Below are 24,486 nucleotides of genomic sequence, written 5' to 3'. Positions count from 1 at the left end.
CACGGGGACGGGGCGAACTCTAGGCTGGCGTTGCTCGTCGGGGACTACTCGCCCATGGCGCGGGGCAGCTCGGCTGACTCTTCCGCGACGGGTGCGCCGGGTTCGTCGGCGGTGGGCACCAAAGGCGTGCTCGCGACGACGGGCGCGGAGAGGTCGATGGTGCGCACCGTGCGCGGCATGAGCGGCTTCTGCACGTAGGTGGGGGCGGTGACGGGCACCGGATCCCAGAACACGCCGTGCTCCGATGGCGCGCTGAGGTCGATAGAGAACTCGGTCGATTCGGCAGTTTCCTCGACGACCTCGATTACCTCGGTGGCCTCGTCGTCGCTGAATCCGGCGTCGATCCGTGCAGCGTGGGCGTCCATCCGCTGGTGCATCTTCACGACGGTGAACCGCGCAACGCCGATGAACGTAACCATCAGCGCGGCCGGAATGAGGAAGGCCCACCACGCAACAACACCGAAGCCGCCGAGCACACCCAGCACCACCGCGATCATGCACAGCGTCGCCATCACGGTGAGACGACGACGCGCCGCCTGCTGCGCGGCCATCTTCAGCCCGTAGCGCTCCGAGGCGCGGGTGAGCGGCGTCGACACCGCGGCGGGATCGCCGTAGTCAGCGTCGTCGCCAGTGAAGATTCGCAGCGATTGAGAGAAGCGCTCCGTCGGTTCTTCAGCAATGTCGTCAAGGCTGGTGCGCTGATTTGAGATCCAGGGAATAGCGAATGCCAAACCCGCCACGAGCAGGGTGGCAATGATGAGTCCGGCGAGCATGCTGCCACGCTAGAGGGACAATTGTGATTCAACTGTGACCTCAATGGGCGCGTCGCGAAAATCGTACAGCGGGCAGGTCAGTTGAGCTCGTCGAGCCGCCAGTACTGCACGCTAGTGCCGGCGTTCGCGGCGGCAGTGTGCTCGTCGAGCAGCACGAGCACGTTCGTCTGCGCGAGCTCGGTGAGCGCGTGCGGATCGGAGACGGGAGTGACGCGGTTGATGCCGGACTCCCTGGAAACCCGCGCGCGGAGCAGGTGCGTCTGGCCCTCGGTGGAGCGCATGCCGTGGGCAGCGATACCGCGCAGGAGGGGGCGATGCGGGTCGGCGCCGGCGAGCTTACGGATGAGCGGCCAGCCGAAGGCCTGGAACGAGACGTAGGCGCTCACGGGGTTGCCCGGCAGCATGATCATGGGGATGTTGTCGTCGCCGATGAGGCCGAAGGTCTGCGTGCGGCCGGGGGTCATGGCCACCTTCGCAGAGTCGACGAGGCCGATGCCGGAGAGCACCTCCGCCATCGCTTCATAGTCTTCCCGACGCCCGCCCGTCGTGGAGATCACGAGGTCGGCGCGGATGAGCTGGTCGGTCACCGTCTGGCGCAGCTCGTCGTGGTTGTTGGAGCCGACGACGGTGTGGAACACCTGAGCACCTGCCGCGCGGGCTGCGGCCGCGATGAGGAAGGAGTTGGCGTCGAAGTTGCTGTCGGCAGAGGCGTGGGCACCGGGCGCGACGAGGCCCTCCCCCGACCCGACGATCACCACGCGCGGGCGCGGGCGGACGAAGACCTTGTCGATGCCGGCGCTCGCCAACAGGCCGACGGAGCGGTCGTCGAGCACGTCGCCTTCCTTCAGCAGCGGCTCGCCGGCGTGGAGGTGCTCGCCGGCCACACGCACGTATTCGTCGTCCTTCACGGTGTCGAAGATCCTGGCCAAGTCACCTTCCAGCGCGACGTACACCGTCGGGAGTACTGCGGTGGCGCCCGGCGGCACGGGGTCGCCCGCCGCGACGTGACGCACAGCGCCGAATGGGAGTCGGCCGTCTTCGGTTTCGGCGAGCATCATCGTCTCGACGCGCTTGCCGCCGTCGTCGGTGAGGTCGGAGACGCGCACGGCGTACCCGTCGACGAGTGCCGTGGTCTGGTGGGGCACGTCGACGAGCGAGGTGATGTCTTCGCACACCACCTGATCCCAGGCTTCGAGCAGACCCATGCCGAAGGGGCGCAGGGGCTCGACGAGGCCGAGGAGATAGTCGATGTGGTCTTGCATCGAGCGCAGACCCGCCTCGTTGTTCGCGGGCGGGTCGGGCAGGCGCGGAGCCTCGACCTCTTCCACCTCGACGGGTTCTTGCTGCTTACGACCAAACCAAGCCATGCTCCTACGATAGTTGGGTGACACCAGATAAGGACGCACTACGCGCTCGGGCGCGTCGAGAACGCGTGCCGGAAACCATGCGACGCGAGGACGCCGAGCGGCTTCGTCGCTTTCTCGAATGGCTTCCAGAAGAGCCTGGGGTGTGCGCGACGTATGTGAGCGTCGAGGGTGAGCCCGATACGGTCGCGCTCGTGGATGCGCTCGTGACGCGCGGCTGGGATGTGCGGTTACCGGTGCTTCGCCGTGAGCCTGACTGGGCGCGATTCGACGGCTGGGCCGCCATACGTCCGGCTTGGCGCGGCATTCCGGAACCGACGGGTACGCGCCTGGGGGCGGCCTCACTCGAGGAGGCAGATGTGGTTGTCACCTCGTGTTTGGGTGTGGATCGCGAGGGGTACAGACTGGGGGTCGGCGGAGGCTGGTACGACCGGGCGCTCGCCCACCGCGGGGCTGGGCCGGTGTTGGCGTGGGCCCGCGAGGCGGAGGTGTGCGACGTGCTCCCGCGCGAACCCCACGACCTGCCGTGCGATGGCTGGGTGACGGAAGCGGGCGTTGCGTGGGTGCACTGATGTGCGCTTCTGGGCGTACACTAGGCCCGTTTGTTTCTTCGGAGGATCCAGTGCCCAAGTACCAATATCACTGCAACGATTGCGACGCCGATCTCGAGGTGCAGCAGAAGTTCACCGACGACGCACTCACCGAGTGCCCCGAGTGTCAGGGCAATCTGCGGAAGGTGTTCAGCGCCGTCGGCGTCGTGTTCAAGGGATCTGGTTTCTACAAGACCGACTCCAAGCCGGCTGCGGCAAAACCTGCGGAGTCGAAAGCGTCTGAGTCGAAGCCGGCAGATTCCAAGCCGGCTGCTCCGGTGGTTGAGTAGCCCGCGCCTCCCGGTGGTTGAGCCACGCCTCGGGTGCCCCGCTGGTTGAGTAGCGGGCAAAGCCCGCGTATCGAAACCACACCCTGCCCGATGGTTGAGTAGCGGGCAAAGCCCGCGTATCGAAACCAGGCCCCGAGCAGTACCCCTGGAGAAACTGCAAAACTTGCCATCAGTCGAAGCGCTCATGTGTGATTGCCGCAGGAGACGAGCAACTGATGGCGAGTTTTGCAGTTCTTGTCTCTGCATCTCGATACGGCGACTCCGTCGCCTACTCGATGGTCGGTGGCCACGCGCCCCGGGCGCCCCTGTGGTTGAGTAGCGAGGCCGCCCCGATGGTTGAGTAGCGGGCGAAGCCCGCGTATCGAAACCATCCCCCCAAAGAAACCCACCTGACCCACCAAATTCATCCTGTGGAAAACGGGCGTGGCGGGTGGCGAGTTGCCAATAGTAAAGGCATGCAACTCCTTCGCCGACTTGGTTCATTCATCAACTGGCATCGCCGCGTGGTGGCCGCGCTGTGCGCGGCGGTCGTCGTCGCGGGCATCATCTCCGTCGCCAGCGCACGGCCGCCCGACGGGGAGCCCGTCGTGGCACTCGCTGCCGACGTACCCGCCGGCGAGGTGCTTTCACCGGAGCATCTCACGACGGTTCGCGTCCCCGCTTCGCTGCTCACTGAGGGAACACTGCGCTCCCCCGACAACGCCGCCGGGGCACACACCGCTGTTGCGCTGGAAGCAGGCCAGGTGCTCACGAGGGGTTTGCTGCTCCAGGGCGGGGGCGTGCAGAAGGGGCATGCACTCGTGCCGGTGTCCGTACCTGACCAAGACCTGCGCAACCTGCTCACGCCGGGCACAGCAGTACAGCTGGTGGTGGCGCTCGGTGAACGGCCCGAGGTACTGGGTCGAGCACGTGTCGCCGCCCAACCCAGCGCACCTACGTCAACGATCGGAGCGACGAAGGGTTCGAGCATGGTGCTCATGGAAGTAACGGCTGAGCTGGCGCCGTCGGTGGCCACGCTCGGGCAAAGCGGGCAGCTCGCGGTGGTGATCGGAGGTCCATAGCACAAGCACATTTGAATTTCCTGCGAGGGATCACCTATCGTGGTTGCGCTAGTGGGGCGCGTGCCCACTCCAACGTCGCCTCCAGGTGATTGCGCGCGCCCTGATTCATTCCCGCCAGCAGGCGGCCTACAGAAAGCGCAACAATGCAGGGATTCAAGGAATTCATCATGCGCGGCAACCTCGTCGAGCTTGCCGTGGCCTTCATCATGGGTGGCGCCTTCGCCACTGTCGTCGAATCGTTCACCGCCGTCATCATGGACCTGCTCGGCAAGCTGGGTGGCACCCCCAACTTCTCAAGCTTTGCCCCCGGTGGCATCAGCGTCGGTGTGTTCCTGACCGCACTCGTATCCTTCCTCATCCTCTCCTTCGTCATCTACTTCGGCATCGTGAAGCCCTACAACATCGCCCGTAAGCGCTTCGAGAAGGATGTCGTCGAAGAGGAAGTCGAGCCCACCGCTGAAGAGGCACTGCTCGGCGAGATCCGCGATCTCCTCAAGGCCAAGCACGCCTGAGCCACCATCGGCTTCAACGAGGCGTTACCCCACTGGGTGGCGCCTCGTTTGTGTTTGTCAGCCCCAGTGCGGGGGACGGTCGGCAGCCAGGCGCTGCTCATCGGTATTCCAGGGACGCTGGGTGGTCGCCGTCGGTTGTAGTCCGGTGAGACCAAGCTGCGCTCGCAAGTGCATGAGCTGGGCATGAAAGGCGGCGAACCCGACGCGCGCCACCGCGTCGGTGTGCACCGGAAAAGGCCAGGGTTCGCCCGCGTCCTGACGCTGTTGTCGCACGCTGGCTAGGCGATTCGCATTCCAGCCCAGCCCGTCGAGCTGACTGGCAATACCCTCGACATCTGCCGCGGTGAGGGGCAGCTCCTCGCCGGTCAGGGCGCGCCCTAGCTCGACGGCTACCTGGTCGGCGTCAGTCACCGAGGGTGGCACCGTCGTCGACCCGCCGCGCCTCACCCTCGTCAGGCAACGCAACATCGCCCACGACGGTGACCCCCCCGCCGAGCGTCCAGTCGCCCCGCACCTCAAAACGGGTAGCGTCCTTCAGCGACGGGGCGTGCGGGATGCGCAGCTCGAAGGCGTCGATCTTCTTGTAGAAGTCCTTGTCGAGCGAGATTTCTGGCGAGCTGTCGGTTTGCGCGACGAGGTGCCCGGCGTCGTCGAGTTCGTACACGTCGGAGCGCAGCAGCAGTAGCTCGTTGGTGGTTTTCACCGGAAGGAAGCGGCTGCGATCGACGCAGATGGCGGTGGCCCCGTCGAACACCTCGATGGCTGCGCCCATCGCGGATTCGATTTGGATGACGGGGGTGGAGCTAGCGTCGGTGGGGTCGACGGTCTTCTCGTTGCGGATAAGTGGGAGACCGAGCACTGAATTGCGCTCGACGAGGGCGTCGCGCAGGCGGACGAGATCGAACCACAGGTTGTTGGTGTGGAAGAACGGGTGACGGTGTTCGTCGGTGAAGTAGTCCATCTCTTCCGGGGCAGTCTGCGCGGTGTCGCGAAGAATGAGCTGCCCGTCGGATTTGCGGATGGCGAGGTGTCCGCCCTTCTTGTCGTTGATGGTGCGGCGGCACAGCTCGGCGGCGTACGGTGCGCCGGAGTTCGCGAACCAGCCGGCGATGCGCGCGTCGGGGGCCGCGCCGAGGTTGTCGCCGTTGGAGACACAAGCGTAGCGGAAGCCGGCGTCGATGAGCTGGTCGAGCACGCCGGATCCTTGGAGGGCTGGGTAGAGGTCGCCATGGCCGGGCGGGCACCACTCGAGCGACGGGTCGGCCGGCCATTCGACGGGGGTGAAGTCGTCGGCACGCAGCTTCGGCTCCTGGTTCTGGAGGAACGTGAGCGGAAGCCCACTGATGGGGAGTTCGGGATATTTGGCGAGGTACTCGACGGTGTCGGCGTCGGTGCGGAAGCTCGTCATGAACAGCAGCGGAAGGCGCACGTCGTAGCGTTCGCGGGCTGAGAGCACCTGTTTGGCGATGAGGTCGAGGAAGTTCTCGCCGTCGCGCACTTCGAGGAGGGTTTTGGCGCGGTCGAGACCCATCGACGTGCCGAGTCCGCCGTTGAGTTTGATGACGACGAGCTTGTCGAGCGCGGCGCGGGCGTCGTCGTCGCTGATTTCTACGTCGTCGAGCATGGGCGGGTCGAGCAGCGGTGTGATGGAGTCCTCCCGGATGATGCCGGTGGCGCCGCTTTCGAGTTGCTTGTAGAAGTTGGAGAACACCTCGACGGCGGGCGCCGCGACCCCGGCTTCCTCCATCTTCCGACGTGCTGCTTCGAGCCCTTCTGTCGACATATTGCTTCCCTTCATCGGCTACGTCTCGATCCTAGCCGGGGCGATTGAGTCGCGGGCGTCGGGCGGGCGCCCCGCACACCCGGCTATCGCGTAGGCCGCACCTCGGCTGTCGAGTAGGACCGAAGGTCCGTATCGAGATGCGCCCAAAAACTTCAAAATCCGTACGCAGATTGATCTAACACCCCTAAATCGGGCCCTTCATCTCATCTACGTACGGATTGTGAAGTTTTGGTGTTGGGTTTCGATACGCGCCCTCCGGGCGCTACTCAACCACCGGTCCCTGTCGGGTTTCGACACGCCCGCTGCGCGGGCGGCTCAACCACCTGGCCTGGCCGAGTCGAAACCATCCCCGTCGAACACGCTAGAATGTCTAGCCGTTGACCTCGTAGCTCAGCTGGATAGAGCACCGCTCTCCTAAAGCGGGTGTCGTTGGTTCGAATCCAATCGGGGTCGCCAGCAGCTCTGCGCCGTCCGTCGTCTGCGTTGTCAGTGGTCTTCTAGCTCGCTTCCGGCAGGCACGGACGCGGGGCTCGCGGACTCCCACCTGGTGCCGCGCCACTTCGCGATGCCGCGCATCGCGTGGTAGATGCCGATCGCCGCGAACGATCCCAGCGCGATCCCCTCGAACGTCATCTCGCCCGCCGTCCAGGTGAAGTTCGCGATCGCGATGATCATCGCGACGGCGGCGGTGTTGAGGTTGACGGGGTCGGAGAAGCTGACGCGATTCTGCACCCAGATGCGCACGCCGAGCATGCCGATCATGCCGTACAGCACCGTAGCCGCGCCGCCCAACACACCCGCAGGAATCGTGTTGATGAGCTGCCCGAACTTCGGCAGCAGTGACAGCGCAATCGCCATCAGCGCCGCGACGATGTAGGCAGCCGTCGAGTACACCTTCGTCGCCGCCATCACGCCGATGTTCTCCGCGTACGTGGTCGTACCGGAGCCGCCGCCGGAGCCGGCAAGCATCGTCGAAAAACCATCAGCGAACAGCGCCCGGCCGGTGACGTCGTCGAGGTCCTTCCCCGTCATCGCGGACACCGACTTCACGTGGCCAATGTTCTCCGCGACGAGCACCAGCACCACCGGCACGAACAGGCCGAGCAGCGTCACGTCGAACGCTGGCGCGTGGAACTCGGGTAGCCCTACCCAGCCGGCCTGCGAGATCGCGGAGAAGTCCACCTCGCCTCGGATCACCGCAGTCACATACCCGACGAGCACCCCGATCAGGATCGAGAGTCGGCCGATGAGGCCGCGGAAAAACACCGTGGTAAACAAAATCGCCCCGATTGTGACTATTGCTGTCACCGGGGCGATTTTGACGTTGTTCCATGCGGCTGGTGCGAGGTTGAAACCAATCAGTGCAACGATCGAACCTGTCACCACTGGCGGCATCAGTTTGTCGATCCACCGGGCACCAGCTATATGGACTATCACTCCGATGATCGCCAGCGCCGCACCAGTCGCGATGATGCCGCCTTGCGCAAGCGCGGCCTTGTGTGGGTCGAGCACCGCGCCAGGTTCAGCGACGTAGCCCGTCACCGCCCCGATGGGCGCGAGCAGCGCGAATGATGACCCGAGGTAGCTCGGCAGTCGCCCTGCGGTGATGAGAATGAACAGGATCGTTCCGATACCGGTGAAGAACAGCGTCGTCGCCGGGTTGAATCCTGTGATGAGTGGAACAAGGAACGTTGCACCGAACATCGCAACCACATGCTGCGCGCCGATGCCGATGGTCTGCGGCCAGGCGAGACGCTCGTCAGGCTGCACCACCTCTCCAGTACTGATATGCCGCCCGTCCCCATGTAAGCGCCAGCCAAAACCTGCCATATGCCCTCCTCGGCTTGTAGACCGGGGGAAAGTGTAGACGCCGCCGGCCCGCGACGCGAATCGCGACACGGCGGGGACCCACAAAAAAGTGACCGTTATCCTCCACGAGAAGCTTGCAAACCGCCGTTTCCGGAGAAATCTGTCAGGCGTGGAGGATAACGGTCATTCAGGGACAAATCGCTACGCGAGCGAGCCGTAGGTGGACTTCACCTGCTCCAACGCGCTCACGTATCCGGCACGCTCGTACCGCGCGGCATCGACGTCAGCAGGCACGGCCATCATGCCGCGCGCCTGCTTGAGGGTGAGCGAGTGCGCACCGAGCCACGATTCCAGCCCGGCAACAAGCGTGGCCGCATACCCCGCACCATGACGCACGAGTGCCGACGTCGTCATCACCACGTCAGCACCCGCCAGGATGTACTTCACCACATCCTCAGCTTTCTCGACACCCGTGGTGGCGGCGAGCGATGCCTTCACCTTGTCGCGCAGAATGGCAATCCACGTCCTCGGCAGCTTCGCCTCGCCCGGCTGCGACAAGCTAATCCCCGACGTCACCTCCATCCGCTCGATATCGATATCCGGCTGCAGGAAGCGGTTGAACAGCACCAGGCCATCGGCACCCGCCTCGTCGAGGCGCACGCACATATTGCCCACCGATGAGAAGTACGGGCTGAGCTTCACCGCGACGGGGATGTTCAGCGTTTCCTTGACCGCAGCGACGATCTCCAGGTGCCGCTCCTCCACTTGCGCGCCGGTTGCGGTGAGATCTCCCGGAACCAGGTAGATGTTCAGCTCCAGCGCCGAGGCCCCTGCGTCTTCCAGCCGCTTCGCGGTCTGCGTCCAGGCGCCCACCGACGAGCCGTTCAGCGACGCGATCACCGGCACCTCCGACGCCTTCGCCGCGCCCTCGATCAGCTCCAGGTACTTGCGGGAAGGGTCGAACTCCTCCACCACCATCGACGGGAAGAACGACGTGGCTTCGCCAAACATGTCGTCGAATTCCTCGGCTTCGGCGGTCACACGCTCGGCCTCGCGGCGCAGCTGCTCCTCGAACAGGGAGTACACGACGACGGCGCCAACGCCCCCGTCGCCGAGTTCGCGGATACCGTCGACGGTCTGGCTCAGCGGCCCCGCAGAGGCCACCACCGGGTTGCGGAGCTTCAGCCCCATGTAGTTGGTTTCGAGATTCATGAGCGTTCCCTCGTGTCTTCTGCGAAGTCTTCAGACTGCGCCTCGGCTAGCTGTTCGTATTCTCTCCACCGACGATCCACGTGCGCCTGGGCGAGTTCCAGCAGGCGCTCGGCCTCCTCGGGACGGGCCACCTTCAGCGCCTTGAACCGGATTTCCCGAGACTGGTAGTCCTCCAGCGTCACGCGCGGGCGCGGCGAATCGAGCAAGAACGGGTTGCCGCCCTGGTCGCGAATCACCGGGTTGTAACGCATGAGCGGCCAGTGGCCGGAGTTCACGGCCTTGTACTGCTGGTCGAGCCCGTTGCGCAGGTCGTAGCCGTGGGCGATGCAGTGGCTGTACGCGATGATGAGGCTGGGCCCGTCGTAGGCCTCCGCCTCGCGGAACGCCTTGAGTGTTTGCTGCGGGTCGGCACCCAGCGCCACCCTCGCGACGTACACCGTGCCGTAGGCGGTTGCCTGTAGCGCGAGGTCCTTCTTGTAGGTGGTCTTGCCACCGGAGGCAAACTTCGCGATGGCACCGAGCGGCGTCGACTTGGATGCCTGTCCGCCGGTGTTCGAGTACACCTCCGTGTCCAGCACGAGCACGTTGATGTTGCGCCCGGAGGCGAGCACGTGGTCGAGGCCGCCGGAGCCGATGTCGTAGGCCCACCCGTCGCCGCCGACGATCCACACGGAACGCCGCAGCAGGTGATCGGCGACGCTCAGCAGGTCGCGCGCTTCGGGCCCATCCAGGTCGACGAGGATGTCCATCAGGCGCTCCACCCGCTCGCGCTGGGCCACCAGATCAGAGCTGTCGAGCTGCTCGTTGGCGAGGATCGCGTCGACGAGTTCGTCGTCGCCGATCTCGGGTCGCAGCTCCTCCAGGCGTGTGCGCGCCAGGTTGGCGTGCACGTCGGCGGCTAGCCGCATGCCGAGTCCGAACTCGGCGTTGTCCTCGAACAGCGAGTTCGACCAAGCCGGGCCGCGCCCATGAGCGTTCTTCGCCCACGGCGTGGTCGGCAGGTTACCGCCGTAGATGGACGAGCAGCCGGTGGCGTTAGCCACCATGAGGCGGTCGCCGAACAGCTGGGTCATGAGCTTCAGGTACGGCGTCTCGCCGCAGCCCGAGCAGGCGCCAGAGAACTCGAACAGCGGCTCCAGGAACTGGGTGCCGCGCACGGTGCCGAAGTCGACGCGCTCCCGGGCGTTCATGGGGATCTGCTCGAAGAACTTCACCGCCTCGCGCTCCGCGGTGCGGTCGAGCTTGGGTTCGAGGTTGATGGCGCGACGGTGTGGCTGGTCGATCGGTTTCACTGGGCACGCCTCGACGCACAGCCCGCAGCCGGTGCAGTCCTCGGCGTACACCTGGAGGGTGTAGTTCGTGTCCGGCAAACCGGCGGCGTTCAGCGGGGCGGTGAGGAACCCGTCGGGTGCCCCCTCGGCAGCCTCGCTGGGGTACGACTTCGCGCGGAGCACCGCGTGCGGGCACACGAACGCGCAGTTGCCGCACTGGATGCACGCCTCGTTGTCCCATACCGCGATGATGTCGGAGATGTTGCGCTTCTCGTACTTCGTCGTGCCCGACGGATACGAGCCGTCGACGGGCAGCGCGGAGACGGGAAGGCGTTCGCCCCGGTCGGCAAGCATTTCGGCGGTGACGGTGCGCACGAACTCGGGCGCGTCGTCGGGCACCGGCGCGAGCATGCTGTGCCCGGACGCGTCACCCGGCGTCACCTCGAACATGTGCTCGAGCGACGCGTCCACCGCGACGTGGTTCTTGCGCACGATCTCGGCGGATTTACGCATGTACGTCTTAGTGATGGAGTCTTTGATGGCCTTGATGGCCTCGTCGCGCGGCAGCACGCCGGAGATCGCAAAGAAACAGGTCTGCAAGATGGTGTTCGTGCGCGACCCGAGCCCGACGCTACGCGCGACGGTGCCCGCGTCGATGGCGTACACCTTGAGGCCGAGCTCCTTGATGCGCTCCTGCACCGGCTCCGGGAGATGGTCCCAGGTGGCGTCGCCGTGGGGCGAATTAATGAGGAACGTGGCGCCTGGCTTGGCGAATTGCAGCACGTCGACGCGCTCCAGGATCGACCAGTGGTGACAGCCGATGAAGCCGGCCTGCCCGACGAGGTACGGCGCCTGGATGGGGTTGGGGCCGAACCTGAGGTGCGAGACGGTGCGCGAGCCGGACTTCTTCGAGTCGTAGACGAAGTAGCCCTGAGCGAAGGTGTTGTCGCGGTGCCCGAGAATCTTGATGGTGTTCTTGTTCGCGCCGACGGTGCCGTCGGAGCCCATGCCGTAAAAGACGGCGGCGAGCGTGTCGGGGTCGGAGAGGTCGAACGACGAGTCGTACTCCAGCGAGAGGTGGGTGACGTCGTCGTTGATACCGACGGTGAACCGCGGCTTCGGCTCATCCTTGGCCAGCTCGTCGAAGCATGCCTTCGCCATGGCGGGCGTGAACTCCTTGCTGGACAGGCCGTAGCGGCCGCCGATGATGCGCGGCAGCACCTCACGCTGGCCGCCCGCGACGGATTCCGCCAGCGCCGACGACACGTCGAGGAAGAGCGGCTCGCCGGCGGCGCCGGGCTCCTTCGTGCGGTCGAGCACGGCGACCTTGCGCACGGTGGCGGGGATGGCGTCGAGCAGCTGTTCGACGGGGAATGGGCGGTAGAGGCGGACGAACACCACGCCCACCTTTTCGCCGTTGGCGTTGAGGTGGTCAACCACGGGTAGGAGGGTTTCGTAGCCGGAGCCCACCACGACGACCACGCGTTCTGCGTCGTCAGCGCCGTGGTATTCGACGAGGTGGTATTGGCGTCCGGTGACGCCTGCCAGTTCGTCCATGGTGGCCTGCACAATGCCGGGCACCGCGTTGTAGAACGGGTTCGCGGTTTCGCGCGACTGGAAATACGTATCTGGGTTCTGCGCGGTGCCTCGGATGAACGGATGCGCCGGGCTGAGAGCGCGCTTGCGGTGCTCCAGTACGAGCTCGTTAGGCACGAAGGCGCGCAGCTCGTCGTCGGAGATCTTGGTGAGCGTGTTGAGCTCGTGCGAGGTGCGGAACCCGTCGAAGAAATGCACGAACGGCACCCGCGCCTCGAGCGTGGCGCGGTGCGCGATGGCGGCCATGTCATGCGCCTCCTGCACACTTGCGGAGCTCAGCATGGCGACGCCGGTTTGGCGCACGGCCATGACGTCCTGGTGATCACCGAAGATGCTGAGGCCCTGCGTGGCCAGGGAGCGCGCGGCGACGTGGAACACCGTCGACGTGAGCTCGCCCGCGATGCGGTACATGTTCGGGATCATCAGCAACAGGCCCTGCGAGGCCGTGAACGTCGTCGAGAGCGCACCGCCCTGGAGAGCGCCGTGCATCGTGCCGGCGGCGCCGCCTTCCGACTGCATCTCGATCACCGTCGGGACGGTGCCGTAGACGTTCTTGCGGTTGCTCGCTGACCACTCGTCAGCGAGCTCCGCCATCGTTGACGACGGCGTGATGGGGTAGATGGAGCACAGTTCGCTCAGCCGATAGGCGACGTCGGCCGCCGCCTCATTGCCGTCGATGATTGCCTTGGTCATCAGTTGCTACCTTCCGGGATCATCTCGATCGCGTGCACGGGGCACTGTTCGTAACAGGTGGCGCATCCGGTGCATCGCTCGTAGTCAAAGCGGTATCGGTTGCCTGGTCCGAGCTTGATCACCGCATCTTCAGGGCAGGCTCCATAGCAGCCGTCGCACTCGAAACAGTTGCCGCAGCTCAAGCAGCGCTGAGCCTCGAACCGGGCTTCCTCCGCGGTCAGCGACTGCACCACTTCCTGGAAATCCGCGACGCGCTCGGCGGCGTCGGCTTCTTGCTGGGCGCGACGCTCGTGCCCGCCGAAGTACCACAGGTTCATGGAATCGAGGTGGACTATGGGGTGCTTGGGCGCCGGGTCGTGCACCTCCATGTTGAGCCAGGCGTCGATGCGCTTGGCGGCGCGCTTGCCGTGGCCGGTGCCGATGGTGACGGTGCGGTCGGAGGGCACCATGTCGCCGCCAGCGAAAATGCCGGGCACGGCGGTCATGAGCGTGTCCGGGTCGACGTCGACGACATCGTCGTGGAAGGCCATGCCGGGAATGTCGTGCAGGAACGCGGTGTCGGCGCGCTGGCCGAGCGCGAGGATCACGGTGTCGGCTTCCAACGTCTCGTACTTACCAGTACCGACGGCCTGGCCGTTCTCGTCGAGTTCCATGATCTCGACGGTGACAGCCTCAGAGCCCATCTCCTTGATGGTGCGCAGCCAGTTCATCTTGACGCCCTCGCGTTCGGCGTCCAGGCGCTCCTCTTCGTGCGCCGGCATCTGCTCCTGGGTGCGCCGGTACACGACGACGGACTCCTCCGCGCCGAGGCGACGAGCGACGCGGGCGGCGTCCATGGCGGTGTTGCCGCCGCCGTAGATGGCTACGCGACGGCCGATCACCGGGCGCTCGCCCGAGGCCACGTCGCGCAGGAAGCTGACGGCGTCGACCATCTTGGAGGCATCCATGCTCGGAATGTCGACGCGCTTGGAGATGTGGGCGCCGACGGCGACGAAGACAGCGTCGAAGTTGCCCTCCTTCTGCGTGGCGAGGAGGTCTTTCACCGGGCTGTTTTGGTGAATGGTGACGCCGAACTTGATGAGGCGGTCGAGCTCCGCGTCGAGCACGTCGCGCGGCAAGCGGTACTCGGGAATGCCGTAGCGCATCATGCCGCCGGGCTTGTCGCCGGCGTCGAAAATCTCGACCTCGTGGCCCAGCCGGGTGAGGTGGTACGCGGCAGAGAGCCCCGACGGCCCGGAGCCCACCACCATGACGCGACGCCCAGAGCGGCGGGTCGGCGTCGGGAATTCCCAACCCTCAGCGATGGCGAGATCGCCGAGGTGGCGTTCGACGGAGCGGATGGAGACGGCAGTGTCGAGGTCGCCGCGGTTACAGGACACCTCGCAGGGGTGGTAGCAGACGCGGCCGTGGATGGCGGGGAACGGGTTGTCCTGGACGAGCTGTTGCCAGGCTTCCTTCACCTTGCCCGCCTTCACGAGCTGCAGGTATTCCTGAATGTTCTCCCCCGCCGGGCATGCGGCGTTGCACGGTGGCAGCAAGTCTTGGTAGACCGGTCGGCGGTCTCGCACCGGCCCAACCCGTCCTCGCGACGATGCAAGATCGGGAAGGATCGTCATGTCCTTACGGCGGTTCTCCATCAGTGCCTCCTACGACGCCATGTAGCAGCCACTGTAGACCCTCGACCCGCCTATGAACGAAGCGACCACCATTTTCCGACAGTGTGAAATTTGTTGCGGTTTTCCGCACCAAATTACACAGTACGTGGGGTGTCGTTCCCCCGCGCAGCGACGGTGACCGGCACCGCAGCGACGAAGCACCAAACCGGGGCACCCTCTCGAGGAGAGGATGCCCCGTCGGGTGGAGGGAGAGTTACGTCACTTCATCGCGGTGCCAGCGGAGCGGAGCGCCTCGCAAGCCTCGACGACGCGCTGGGCCATGCCGGCTTCCGCGGCCTTGCCCCACGAGCGCGGATCGTACATCTTCTTGTTGCCGACCTCACCGTCGATCTTCAGCATGCCGTCGTAGTTCTTGAACATGTGATCCACAACGGGGCGGCTGAAGGCGTACTGGGTGTCGGTGTCGATGTTCATCTTGATGACGCCGTAGTCGACCGCGTCGGAGATCTCCTGCGCGGTGGAGCCGGAGCCGCCGTGGAAGACGAGGTCGAACGGCTTGTCCTTGCCGTACTTCTCGCCACAGGCGTCCTGGATTTCCTTGAGGATCTCGGGGCGCAGCTTCACGAAGCCCGGCTTGTAGGCACCATGCACGTTGCCGAAGGTGAGGGCGGTGATGTAGCGGCCCTTTTCGCCGGTGCCGAGCACCTCGAGGGTGCGCATGCCGTCTTCAACGGTGGTGTACAGCTTTTCGTTGATCTCGCCGGTGACGCCGTCTTCCTCGCCGCCTACTGCGCCAACCTCGATCTCGAGGATGAGCTTGGCCTTCGACGTGCGGGTGAGCAGCTCGTCAGCGATCTGCAGGTTCTCTTCAACCTCGATGGCGGAGCCGTCCCACATGTGGGAGTTGAACAGGGGGTTCTCGCCGCGGTCGACGCGCTCTTGGGAGATGGCGATCAGCGGGTTGACGTACTTGTCCAGCTTTTCCTTCTGGCAGTGGTCGGTGTGCAGCGCGATGTTCACGGGGTAGTTCTTGGCGACTTCCTCGGCGTACTTCGCCAGTGCGACGGCGCCGGTGACCATGTCCTTGATCGTCGAGCCCGAAGCGTATTCGGCGCCGCCGGTGGAGACCTGGATGATGCCGTCGGAGCCAGCTTCAGCGAAGCCACGGATGGCTGCGTTGATCGTCTGCGAGGAGGTGATGTTGATGGCGGGGTAGGCGAAGGAACCGGCCTTCGCGCGGTCGATCATCTCGCCGTAAACTTCAGGGCTTGCAATGGGCATGGGGGCCTCTTTTCCTAGAACTAGCCGACTGTGTCATCCCCCAGCTTATCGCCCGGCGAAAGGCAGCGACAGGGTGGGCTCACGCAGTACGTTCGAGTTTGGCTGCGTCGAGGTGGTGCTCGCCGAGCGAGCAGGCGGTAATCATTGAATCCAGCACCGCCGGGCTCGCGTCGAGGAAACTGAGCGGCACTTCCACCGCGCGCTGGCCGTCGGCGTCGACGGCGATCCTGGGCCCCGCACCTCCCGAGCCTCCAACGACGGGGAGACGCTCAATCTTGGACCACGGCACCGCCACTCGTTTCGGCCACACGAAGGACAACCCCTCCGGGTCGATGTGGAAGGCGACGCCGTCGGGGATGCGCGTCAGGTCTTTCTTCGCGTTGCTGAGGCTGACGAGGCTCACCACGAGCCAAAACACGGAGCTGCCCACCCACAGCACGGCGCCGAGGACGATCCAGGGCGTCGGCCAGTCGGGGCGGAACCAGATCAGGATCACCGCGAGAATCACCGTCGAGATGGCGAACGTCAGCCAGCGCCACCGCAACGTGCGGCGTTGGCGCGCCACCCGCGACGACGTGGGGATCGGCGTGAGGTGCACCGAAAACCGTTCCTGCATGGGATTCACTCTAGTGCGACGAGGGCCTACGGGTGGGCCGACCACCGGCCCCCTTCTTCGCCGGTGCTCCTCGCTACCGGCTCATTCGTGGTGCAGGCGCCAGTGATACATGGCGATGGCGGCCGCGGCGCCGGCGTTCATGCTGCGCGTCGAGCCGTACTGCGTGATGGCGACGAGTTTCTCGCAGCCGGCGACCATATCGTCGGTGAGGCCTGGGCCTTCGGAGCCAAAGATGAGGCAGGTGCGCGTGGGCAGAACAGTGGTTTCCAGCGGCACGGAGCCGACCAGGTTGTCGACGCCCACGGGCGTGATGCCGGCGTCGCGGAGGAACGCGAAGAGGGAGGCTTCGTCGGGGTGGTGGTGGACGTGGAGGTAGCGGTCGGTGACCATCGCGCCGCGGCGGTTCCACCGTCGCTTCCCGACGATGTGCACGCCCGCGACGTTGAAGGCGTTGGCGGTGCGCACCATGGAGCCGATGTTGAAGTCGTGTTCCCAGTTTTGGATGGCGACATGTAGCGGCGCACGATGCTTGTCGAGCTCTGCGACGATGGCTTCCACGCTCCAGTACCGGAACTCGTCGAGCACGTTGCGACGGTCGCCCTCGGCGAGGAGGGTGGCGTCGAGGCGCGGGTCGTCGGGCCAGGGCTCAGGGTGCGGGCCGACGCCGACGTTCGGCGCCGTGGGGTCATCGTCGGGGGTAGTCACGGGCTCAGCATACGGTGACGACACCGGCTGGGCGAAGAGGCGCGGATGCGTCGGGCGGCACTAGGATTTCCCGCATGGTGAATTACGCATTTACGATTGCGGGCTCCGAGGCCACGGGTGGCGCGGGAGCTCAAACCGACATCAAGACGTTCCACGAGCTGGGCACGTTCGCCGTCGCGGCGCTCACGTGCATCGTGTCGTTCGACCCGAAGAACAGCTGGGGGCACCGCTTCGTGCCGGTGGATGCTCAGGTGATCCGCGACCAGATCGAGGCCATCACCGCCGTGCACCCTGTCGACACGGTGAAGATCGGTATGCTCGGCGCGCCGGACACCATCGACGCGGTGGCCGACGAGCTCGGCAAGCGCGAGTGGCGCAACGTCGTGGTAGACCCGGTGCTCATCTGCAAGGAGGACACCGCCACCGCCGCGAAGGCCACCGACGACCTCCTGCGCAAGCGCATCCTCCCCCACGCCACCGTGCTCACCCCGAACGCCATCGAGGCGGAGATTCTGTCGGGCATCAAGGTGACCGACGTGGAGTCGCTCAAGGAGGCCGCGAAGGCCATTCAGGAGAGCGGCGTGCCGTACGTCGTCGCGAAGGGTGGCGCGCTGCTGCCGGGCGACGACGCCGTCGATGTGCTCTACGACGGGGAGTCCTTCACCGAGTACCGTGCGCCGAAGATTGGTGAGCGCTACGTCACCGGCGCGGGCTGCACCCTGGCGGCGGCGATCACGGCAGAGCTCGCGAAGGGCGCGACGGTGCCCGACGCCGTGCAGACCGCCAAGGAGTTCGTGACGTACGCGATTCAGCACCGCGTCGAACCGCCGACCCCGTTCGACGAAGTGCGCCAGCTCGGCTACCAGGAGTCCAAGCGCTCATTTCGATGATTGAGTAGCACCCGCAGGGTGCGTATCGAAATCATCCCCGGGGTTTCGATACGCGGGCTACGCCCGCTACTCAACCACCGGGCGAGACACACCTCAAACAAAGAATGAGGGATTCCACCATTTTCGGTGGAATCCCTCATTCTTTCTTCGACGATGCCGTCACTACCCATCGGCTGCGGGAGCCTGACGTGACAACACCCGATCTGTGACGACGAGTGCCGCGACGATGCCCACACCCACCAGGGCTAACCCCCCAACGACCACAGCATCGTTGCCCGGCGAGAGCAAACCACCGTCGGCACTCTGCCATGGCCACAGCGCACGCAGCGAACCGAGCAGCAACCCCGACATCGCCACCATCGTCGCGGTGTGGTGATGCTCCAGCAGCCAGTGCAGCGCGCGGATGAACAGCGCGAGGCCGGTGAGCGCACCGAGGCCGAAGACGGCGATGTAGCCGAGGTCGCGGGTGTGGATGGCGTTCAGGGTTGGCGCGTAGAGCCCCACCACCAGCAGGAAGAACGAGCCCGACACACCCGGCAGCGCCAGCGCGCAGATCGCCACCGCGGCAGCACAGAACACCATCCACAGCGGCGGCTGCTGCACCACTGCACCCGCGCCGGAGGAGGTGAGGAGGAACGCCGCGACGGCGACCACGACGAACACCAGCGCGTACACCCACAGACGCTCCCGCCGCACACTGCGGCGGTCGATCATGAGCAGGGGAACTACCACCGACGCCGCGACCATGCCCATGAATAGGCCGCGGGATAACGTCGGGGTATTGGTGACGAACGCCGCCATCACCCCCGCGAGTGAGAGCACCATCGCCGCCATGCCGATGAGCATGGGGATGAGCAGCCACCAGTCCACGCGCTTGCACGCTGCGACGAAGCCCTTGCGACGATCAGGCCCCACGATGAGCGTCTTCACCGCGCTGATGAGGTGGTTGCCGGAGTCGAGCACGCGCTCGTAGACGCCGGTGATAAGGGCGATCGTGCCGCCGGAGACGCCCGGGATGAGCTCGGCCAACCCAATCAGACCACCGCGCACGGCGTTGTAGATGATGCCACCCACCGTCGGGCGAGGGAGTTCGTCGGTGCTGCTCATGGGCGCCTTTCGTCGGGGATGATCTTCGGAGCATGATTCCGCCCCGTACCGTGCGGCACGGGGCGGACGGGAGATGCGGGGATGGGCGGTGTTAGTTGTCGAAGCTCACGCGCGGGGCCTCGCGTACCGTCGGATCCTGAATCTCGAAGTACGTGGCCTTCTCAAACTTGCCCGCGTTGGCGACGATGCTGCTGGGCACCGACTCGATGCGGGTGTTGTAGTCGCGCACGTTCGCGTTGTAGAAGCGACGGCTGTTCGCGATGCGGTCTTCGGTGTCAGCCAGCTGGCGCTGGAGCTGCATGAAGTTCTGGTTGGACTTGATCTCAGGGTACGCCTCAACCGACACCATCAGGTTGCGCACCTCTTGGCTCAGCTTCGACTCCGCCTGAGCGCGCTCCTCCGACGGCCCATGGCCCGCCGCGTTTGCGGCCGCGTACGCCTGGTTACGGTGCTGAATTACCGACTCCAGCGTGGAACGCTCGTGCGTCGCGTACCCCTTCACCGTCTCGACCAGGTTGGGGATGAGGTCGTAGCGACGGGACAGCTCGACGTCGATCTGCCGCCACGATTCCTGAATGGTGTTGCGGCCGCGCACAAGGCTGTTGTGCGTCGAGATCCACCAGATGACAACGACGATGGCCAAAATGACGACGAGGGCAAGGATGCCGAGAAGAATTTGAATCAAGAGGTCCACGAAATCTCTCCTTCAGTGGCTGTACATTTCCAGAGTACCAGCGGGTGGGTGCGTTACCGCGGTCGTCGGGTGGGGTTGCCTTCCGTCTGTCGGCGGGGTTTCGATACCCGACCTACGGCCGCTACTCAACCACCGGGGGTTTGCAACCGATGATTGAGCCGCCGCCGGAGGTGGCGAGTCGAAATCAGAAGGCCGGGCCGGTGTCGTCGTATGCCCAAAGGGCAAGCTGCCGCCATCCTGCTGGAGCCCCGGTTCGCACCAGCGGAACAATCGCATTATCTGGGTACGAAGCCAATACCCTCGGCAGCCGGTCAGCGTCCGACAGCTTCAACTGGCGGTGTAGGTACTGGATCAGGGATAGCTGGCCAAAGGCGCGGTTTACCGAATCGGCAACTGCCGCCAGCCTTGGGTCGTCATTTAACTTGGGCTTGATGTCATACACACGGTTGAACATACGAGCGTGATGCGCCGCATAGTTTCGGACGATGTTCAAGGATTTCAGCCATGACTCCAGCTGAGGCCCGCTCGCGCCGCACTGCACGGCCACGCGGTTACGGACGACGTTTGGAGCCATCCCGAACAAATGAGACAGCATCCCCCAGTTCATAACCTCCACAGCTGCCCAAGTGGGCAACTCACCTCGGTAATTGGCTCTGTGGTGAGCCACAAAAACCTCTTTCGACGTCTTGAGCGCCGAGTGATACTTCCCCAACCACACATCGTGTGCACTTCGCCCATCGTGGCGCAGACGGCGGGCTCGAGCACCTAGGCGCTGCGGGTTCAAGTAACCAAGGGGGTCTATCCGTCCTAGTTCATAACCGAGCGTGGCTCTCACAGCCATCTCTACCCGGTCTAGCTCGATGAATACGGCATGGCGTAGCCGCTCATCAAACTCGTACAGCGCAACTACCAAGTCGAACGATGCGCCGTCGACGAATTCATCGAGAGCTACCCCCGTCGCATGGACGAAAACGGCGCATCGGATACCAATAGCCCGACACACGATAGTAGTTCAGGTGAGCCAAGAAACGCTCTGCTTCTTGCGGGTCAGCGACGTACATGCCACGCGCTCGGAGCAACTCGACCTGTTCGGCGTAGGTCTTGAATTGCTTGGCTTGCCGCACGCGCGCTCCTTGCGGGGACTAAACGAAGACCGGCCCTGGACTCCCACCGAGGCGGGCAGCGGAACCGGTCATGTTGTTGCACAGTTTATCTGTCTTGAAGCAGCTGAGCAACGCGTCTCCCTAGTGTCGGGGGCCTGGTTCGATCTCCCCCGTGGTTGAGCAGCGGAGGCTTGCAACCGATGATTGAGCCGTCGTCGAGGGCGGCGAGTCGCAATCATCCCGCACCAAACTGCAAAACTCGCCATCAGTTGAGAGCCTCACGCTTGCGTGAGCGGGGAGGGTTGCGTCTGATGGCGAGTTTTGCAGTTTCCCCAGCCGAGCCCGCGTCTCGATGCACCCGCTCCGCGGTTCACCGTCGCTCTTCGCGGGTGAGCACAGCGAACGCCACGGAGCGATCGTCGGTGGGGATGAGGTCTTGGTCGGTGGTGAGGGTGAGCCAGGGCTGCTGCGGCGGCTCGTCTTGGCCGGGCACCGCCTCGAGCACCCACGAGTCGTCGCGCTGCACGGTGAGGTCGTTCGGCGCCACGCGCACCTCATAGATATAGCGCGCGAGGCTCGTCTCGACGATGACCTCGTCGCCGCTCACCAGGTGCTGCAGCCGTGCGAAGGGTTTGCCGTCGGTGGTGTGGTGCCCGGCAATAGCCATGTTGCCGATCTCACCGGGGAGGTTCGTCGTCGGGTACCAGCCCACGCCGCGGCGCAGGTCGTCGGGGGTGGTGCCGGCGATGATGGCGGTGCGGAGGTGGAGTTTGGGGATCTCCAGCACCCAGGTGGGCTCGCCGGCGGTGGGTAGGGGCAGCTCGGCCTCGGATTTGGCCTTGTCAGGGCGCTTTGCGACGGCGGATTCGGCTCGCTTGAGCGCGTCTGCTGTCGGGCCTTGTGCGGCCATGTTCGTGCCGACGAACAACCACAGCGCCCTGCCCGCAACCGCGAGCACTGCGACGAGGATCAGGACGCCCAGCGCCAGCAGCATCCTGCCTGGGGTGACTCCGCGCTTCGTCTCATCGGCCATGGGCCTATTGTGGCGCACTCCCGCCGGGCCGCGGAGAGACTAGAACCAGAGTTTGGAGTGGATGGGCTCGGGCGAGGCCTCAGAATCGTCGTCGACGAAGGGGTCCGCGCCGCCGGGCCAGGCGGCCGCTTCCTTGCCGGACAACCAACGATACCCCGCCGACAGCCCGGCGGATGCGCGGGCGATGCCGCGGAGGTCCGGCTGCTCGAGGGCTCCGACGAACAGCAGGTTGCCGTACCGTCGACCCTTGTGAACGGCAGGTTCAGCGCCGACGAGGAAGTGGCGCCACCGCCGTTGGATGCCCGCCGCGACGCGCTTCGACCAGGTGAAGGGGGCGCGGTCGGTGCAGTTCAGGATGACCACAGATTCGCCGCGGGTGACCCGTCGGATCTCATCGAACGCCTCCGACGTGACCAGCTCCGGCGGTACCTGAGCGCCGTTGAACGCGTCGACGATCACCACGTCGGCCCACTCGTCGGGCATGGCTTGGAGCCCGGTGCGCCCGTCGACGTCGCGCACCTTGATGCCGGAGCGCTTCGGCAGCGGAGTTTTGCGGCGGACTTCCTCGGTGAGCTCGACGTTGGGTTCGCACACCACCTGCGCGGTGTGCGGGCGGCGCCACGCGACCCAGCGCGGGATGGTGAGACCGCCGCCGCCGATGTGGACGATGCGGAGACGGTTGTTGTCGGGGGCGCGCAGGGCGGTGTGGTCGAGGAGGAGGGCGATCTGCTGGACGTACTCGAAGACGAGGAAGTCGGGGCGCGACGGGTCGACCCACGACTGCTGCGTCGGCCCGAACATCACACGAAACGCACCCGGCACGGTGTCGTCGGGAAGCAGATAGTGCACCCCGCGAGCCTACCCGGAACCTGCGCGCGGCGTCCGGCGTCGTCGGGTGGTGTGGGTGGGGGTGGGGGGTGCCCGGCGCGCCCGGGCAGGTGCAACCTGTGCGGCAACAGAGCGGATCAAGTGTCACCTGCCTCCCGACGACGCCTCGTCGCAGCTAGGCAAGTGACACCTATTCCGGGACAGAGCCGCACAGGTTACGCCTGCCTGGGCCGGGACACCCACGATGCGGCACACTCAAGGGCAGAGGGCAGCCAAGGAGCACGTAACGGTGCCGTCGTCGAGGCAGTACGTACCGCCCAGTGCAGTGAGTACGAGGCGAAAGGCCGGCTCGCTGTCAATCTGCGCGACGGCTTTCGCCAACGTCGCTGCACCTTGGGGCACCTGTCTCTCCCCCAGCTTGATCTCGATGGCGCCCCAGCGCCCGTCGGGCAACTCGACGATGGCATCGATCTCGTGTCCGTTCGAGTCCCGATAGTGATAGACACGCCCGCCCAGTGGCTCAACCAACACCGACAAGTCGTGCACCGCTGCGCTTTCGAACAAGACTCCCGTCGTGAGCAGATCCTCGAAGAGCGCGTGCTGATCTGCCCGTAACGCGGCGGCGGCCAGTGCCGGGTCAGCGAGATGCCAACGCGGCGAGGTCCTCAGTCGCGCTCGCGTGCGCAATCCCGGTGCCCACGCTGGCTGCTGCTCGACGACGAAGAGGCGCTCAAGCAGCCCGACGTAACCGGCGACCGTGTCGACGGTGATGCTCGGTGCAATGGCCGCCACATCCGCCCGGAGCGTTTGGAACGTCGTTTCCGACGCACTTGCCCTAGCCAACGCTCGAATCAAACGCTCCATGACGGATGGGTCATGCCGCACATTCGCGAGCCGGGCCACATCGACGCGCGCGGTCTCGGTGAGATATGCGCGTAGTAGTTGAGCCGCCCGACCTGGGGGCAACGTCGTCATAGCAGGAAACCCCGGCGTGACGAGCTGCTGGGTGAGTTGCGTCAGTGTCAGCTGCGGGGCCGACGTCGGCGGCGCTTCCTGGTGAAAGAGGGCCTGGAGGCTCACCGTCGGCTCGCCCACTGGCTGCTCAGCCCAAGCCAGCGTGCGCTGCCGCAGCCTCAGAAAGCGCCCAGCTCCGGTGTGCCTGGACTCATCGTCGAACGGCACCGCCGAACCGGTGAGGATGAACTGGCCAGGCTTGGCCTGCGCATCGACGCGGCGACGCACGCGATTCCATACCCCAGGCGCTACTTGCCATTCATCCAGCAGCCTGGGAGATGCGCCGTCGAGCAGTGATGCAGGGGCCACGTCGAGCCTGGCTTGCGCTTCGTCGTCGTCCATGAACACGTACGACGCGGCCGCATTCAGGCCAGTCATGGTCTTGCCGCAGGCGCGCGGCCCCTCAATCACGACGGCTCCGGCCGTTTGCAGCGCATCGGCGAGCACCTCGTCGATGATCCGGGGGCGGTAGGGCTGGCCGAGGACGTCGCGCGTATCCATGCTGCAAGCTTACAGTAGAACGGATTCTGCAGGCTTTCTAGGCCGTGTTTTACAGGCGTTCTAGGATGTATCTTGCAGGATCACTCAGAGGGCTGCCCGCCCGCACAGGTTGCACCTGCCCGGCAGGGGCCGCGTTCAGAAGCC

General features: G+C 65.3%; 22 protein-coding genes and 1 tRNA gene. 6 read left to right on the top strand and 17 right to left on the bottom strand.

From position 1 onward, the window contains the following. Window positions 1-44 precede the first annotated feature (44 nt). Both Q0X68_RS05190 and glp read right to left on the bottom strand, forming a co-directional pair. Window positions 45-773: a hypothetical protein gene (locus Q0X68_RS05190; RefSeq protein WP_297748532.1), complete on the bottom strand. Its 729-nt coding sequence runs from the start codon at window positions 771-773 to the stop codon at window positions 45-47. Window positions 774-850: 77 nt separating this feature from the next. Beyond that, window positions 851-2,140: a gephyrin-like molybdotransferase Glp gene (gene glp / locus Q0X68_RS05185; protein WP_297748529.1), complete on the bottom strand. Its 1,290-nt coding sequence runs from the start codon at window positions 2,138-2,140 to the stop codon at window positions 851-853. 17 nt (window positions 2,141-2,157) lie between these two features. Between glp and Q0X68_RS05180 the strand changes: the two genes are divergently transcribed. The 4 genes from Q0X68_RS05180 to mscL all read left to right on the top strand — a co-directional run bounded on the left by Q0X68_RS05180 (window position 2,158) and on the right by mscL (window position 4,590). Further along, window positions 2,158-2,709, top strand: a complete 552-nt coding sequence (locus Q0X68_RS05180) for a 5-formyltetrahydrofolate cyclo-ligase (RefSeq protein ID WP_297748526.1) — start codon at window positions 2,158-2,160, stop codon at window positions 2,707-2,709. 50 nt (window positions 2,710-2,759) lie between these two features. Then, window positions 2,760-3,017 (top strand): FmdB family zinc ribbon protein, encoded by a 258-nt coding sequence (locus Q0X68_RS05175; RefSeq protein ID WP_297748523.1) that lies wholly within the window; start codon window positions 2,760-2,762, stop codon window positions 3,015-3,017. 455 nt (window positions 3,018-3,472) lie between these two features. Beyond that, the gene (locus Q0X68_RS05170; protein WP_297748520.1) at window positions 3,473-4,078 is read left to right on the top strand and encodes an SAF domain-containing protein; all 606 of its coding nucleotides are present in this window, start codon (window positions 3,473-3,475) and stop codon (window positions 4,076-4,078) included. A 143-nt stretch (window positions 4,079-4,221) separates the two neighbouring features. Further along, window positions 4,222-4,590, top strand: a complete 369-nt coding sequence (mscL, locus tag Q0X68_RS05165; protein WP_297748517.1) for a large conductance mechanosensitive channel protein MscL — start codon at window positions 4,222-4,224, stop codon at window positions 4,588-4,590. A gap of 57 nt (window positions 4,591-4,647) precedes the next feature. On the opposite strand, the gene Q0X68_RS05160 is transcribed toward mscL, so the two are convergent. Then, window positions 4,648-5,001: a hypothetical protein gene (locus Q0X68_RS05160; RefSeq protein ID WP_297748514.1), complete on the bottom strand. Its 354-nt coding sequence runs from the start codon at window positions 4,999-5,001 to the stop codon at window positions 4,648-4,650. After that, window positions 4,994-6,373 (bottom strand): UTP--glucose-1-phosphate uridylyltransferase, encoded by a 1,380-nt coding sequence (locus Q0X68_RS05155; RefSeq protein ID WP_297748511.1) that lies wholly within the window; start codon window positions 6,371-6,373, stop codon window positions 4,994-4,996. Before Q0X68_RS05155 ends, Q0X68_RS05160 begins: the two co-directional genes overlap by 8 nt. Window positions 6,374-6,752: 379 nt before the next feature. Between Q0X68_RS05155 and Q0X68_RS05150 the strand changes: the two genes are divergently transcribed. Beyond that, window positions 6,753-6,829, top strand: a tRNA-Arg gene (locus Q0X68_RS05150). 30 nt (window positions 6,830-6,859) lie between these two features. Here Q0X68_RS05150 and Q0X68_RS05145 read toward each other — a convergent pair. The 7 genes from Q0X68_RS05145 to Q0X68_RS05115 all read right to left on the bottom strand — a co-directional run bounded on the left by Q0X68_RS05145 (window position 6,860) and on the right by Q0X68_RS05115 (window position 17,172). Beyond that, on the bottom strand, window positions 6,860-8,203 hold the full coding sequence (locus tag Q0X68_RS05145; protein WP_297748509.1) for a uracil-xanthine permease family protein: 1,344 nt from the start codon (window positions 8,201-8,203) through the stop codon (window positions 6,860-6,862). 180 nt (window positions 8,204-8,383) lie between these two features. After that, window positions 8,384-9,394, bottom strand: coding sequence for a dihydroorotate dehydrogenase-like protein (locus Q0X68_RS05140; protein ID WP_297748506.1), 1,011 nt, complete (start codon window positions 9,392-9,394; stop codon window positions 8,384-8,386). Continuing rightward, complete coding sequence (nifJ, locus tag Q0X68_RS05135) at window positions 9,391-12,954, bottom strand: pyruvate:ferredoxin (flavodoxin) oxidoreductase (RefSeq protein WP_297748503.1); 3,564 nt, start codon at window positions 12,952-12,954, stop codon at window positions 9,391-9,393. Before nifJ ends, Q0X68_RS05140 begins: the two co-directional genes overlap by 4 nt. After that, window positions 12,954-14,591, bottom strand: a complete 1,638-nt coding sequence (locus tag Q0X68_RS05130) for an NAD(P)-binding protein (RefSeq protein ID WP_297748500.1) — start codon at window positions 14,589-14,591, stop codon at window positions 12,954-12,956. The genes nifJ and Q0X68_RS05130 overlap by 1 nt, the downstream gene beginning before the upstream one ends. 237 nt (window positions 14,592-14,828) lie before the next feature. After that, window positions 14,829-15,851, bottom strand: coding sequence for a class II fructose-bisphosphate aldolase (gene fbaA, locus Q0X68_RS05125; protein WP_297742007.1), 1,023 nt, complete (start codon window positions 15,849-15,851; stop codon window positions 14,829-14,831). A gap of 79 nt (window positions 15,852-15,930) precedes the next feature. Further along, complete coding sequence (locus tag Q0X68_RS05120; RefSeq protein WP_297742008.1) at window positions 15,931-16,467, bottom strand: hypothetical protein; 537 nt, start codon at window positions 16,465-16,467, stop codon at window positions 15,931-15,933. 81 nt (window positions 16,468-16,548) lie between these two features. Further along, window positions 16,549-17,172, bottom strand: coding sequence for a TrmH family RNA methyltransferase (locus Q0X68_RS05115; RefSeq protein WP_297748497.1), 624 nt, complete (start codon window positions 17,170-17,172; stop codon window positions 16,549-16,551). A 74-nt stretch (window positions 17,173-17,246) separates the two neighbouring features. On the opposite strand from Q0X68_RS05115, the gene thiD reads away from it, so the two are divergent. After that, entirely contained in the window at window positions 17,247-18,062 is an 816-nt protein-coding gene (thiD, locus tag Q0X68_RS05110) for a bifunctional hydroxymethylpyrimidine kinase/phosphomethylpyrimidine kinase (RefSeq protein WP_297748494.1), read from the top strand. A 162-nt stretch (window positions 18,063-18,224) separates the two neighbouring features. On the opposite strand, the gene Q0X68_RS05105 is transcribed toward thiD, so the two are convergent. The 6 genes from Q0X68_RS05105 to Q0X68_RS05080 form a co-directional block, all read right to left on the bottom strand. Then, complete coding sequence (locus tag Q0X68_RS05105) at window positions 18,225-19,169, bottom strand: DUF368 domain-containing protein (protein WP_297748491.1); 945 nt, start codon at window positions 19,167-19,169, stop codon at window positions 18,225-18,227. A 91-nt stretch (window positions 19,170-19,260) separates the two neighbouring features. Beyond that, window positions 19,261-19,863 carry a LemA family protein gene (locus Q0X68_RS05100; RefSeq protein ID WP_297748488.1) on the bottom strand — a complete coding sequence of 201 codons (603 nt, stop codon included), beginning with the start codon at window positions 19,861-19,863 and terminating at the stop codon, window positions 19,261-19,263. A 184-nt stretch (window positions 19,864-20,047) separates the two neighbouring features. After that, window positions 20,048-20,866 (bottom strand): Abi family protein, encoded by an 819-nt coding sequence (locus tag Q0X68_RS05095; protein WP_297748485.1) that lies wholly within the window; start codon window positions 20,864-20,866, stop codon window positions 20,048-20,050. Window positions 20,867-21,336: 470 nt separating this feature from the next. Then, window positions 21,337-21,999 carry a class E sortase gene (locus tag Q0X68_RS05090; protein WP_297748480.1) on the bottom strand — a complete coding sequence of 221 codons (663 nt, stop codon included), beginning with the start codon at window positions 21,997-21,999 and terminating at the stop codon, window positions 21,337-21,339. Between the two features lie 39 nt (window positions 22,000-22,038). Beyond that, window positions 22,039-22,848, bottom strand: a complete 810-nt coding sequence (locus tag Q0X68_RS05085; RefSeq protein ID WP_297748476.1) for a spermidine synthase — start codon at window positions 22,846-22,848, stop codon at window positions 22,039-22,041. 234 nt (window positions 22,849-23,082) lie between these two features. Further along, entirely contained in the window at window positions 23,083-24,342 is a 1,260-nt protein-coding gene (locus Q0X68_RS05080) for an ATP-binding protein (RefSeq protein ID WP_297748473.1), read from the bottom strand. Window positions 24,343-24,486: the final 144 nt, after the last annotated feature.

The sequence above is a fragment of the uncultured Tessaracoccus sp. genome (assembly GCF_947286155.1).
Classification (GTDB): Bacteria; Actinomycetota; Actinomycetes; order Propionibacteriales; family Propionibacteriaceae; genus Arachnia.
The sequence above is the reverse complement of the archived record's forward strand: the minus strand, read 5'-3'. Positions and strand labels throughout refer to the sequence as shown.

Coding starts and splice junctions, on each gene's coding strand:
- glp (WP_297748529.1), bottom strand. CDS start 2,140: ATGGCTTGGTTTGGTCGTAAGCAGCAAGAACCCGTCGAGGTGGAAGAG.
- fbaA (WP_297742007.1), bottom strand. CDS start 15,851: ATGCCCATTGCAAGCCCTGAAGTTTACGGCGAGATGATCGACCGCGCG.
- nifJ (WP_297748503.1), bottom strand. CDS start 12,954: ATGACCAAGGCAATCATCGACGGCAATGAGGCGGCGGCCGACGTCGCC.
- Q0X68_RS05105 (WP_297748491.1), bottom strand. CDS start 19,169: ATGAGCAGCACCGACGAACTCCCTCGCCCGACGGTGGGTGGCATCATC.
- Q0X68_RS05120 (WP_297742008.1), bottom strand. CDS start 16,467: ATGCAGGAACGGTTTTCGGTGCACCTCACGCCGATCCCCACGTCGTCG.
- Q0X68_RS05170 (WP_297748520.1), top strand. CDS start 3,473: ATGCAACTCCTTCGCCGACTTGGTTCATTCATCAACTGGCATCGCCGC.
- Q0X68_RS05155 (WP_297748511.1), bottom strand. CDS start 6,373: ATGTCGACAGAAGGGCTCGAAGCAGCACGTCGGAAGATGGAGGAAGCC.
- Q0X68_RS05080 (WP_297748473.1), bottom strand. CDS start 24,342: ATGGATACGCGCGACGTCCTCGGCCAGCCCTACCGCCCCCGGATCATC.
- Q0X68_RS05190 (WP_297748532.1), bottom strand. CDS start 773: ATGCTCGCCGGACTCATCATTGCCACCCTGCTCGTGGCGGGTTTGGCA.
- mscL (WP_297748517.1), top strand. CDS start 4,222: ATGCAGGGATTCAAGGAATTCATCATGCGCGGCAACCTCGTCGAGCTT.
- thiD (WP_297748494.1), top strand. CDS start 17,247: ATGGTGAATTACGCATTTACGATTGCGGGCTCCGAGGCCACGGGTGGC.
- Q0X68_RS05130 (WP_297748500.1), bottom strand. CDS start 14,591: ATGGAGAACCGCCGTAAGGACATGACGATCCTTCCCGATCTTGCATCG.
- Q0X68_RS05145 (WP_297748509.1), bottom strand. CDS start 8,203: ATGGCAGGTTTTGGCTGGCGCTTACATGGGGACGGGCGGCATATCAGT.
- Q0X68_RS05140 (WP_297748506.1), bottom strand. CDS start 9,394: ATGAATCTCGAAACCAACTACATGGGGCTGAAGCTCCGCAACCCGGTG.
- Q0X68_RS05090 (WP_297748480.1), bottom strand. CDS start 21,999: ATGGCCGATGAGACGAAGCGCGGAGTCACCCCAGGCAGGATGCTGCTG.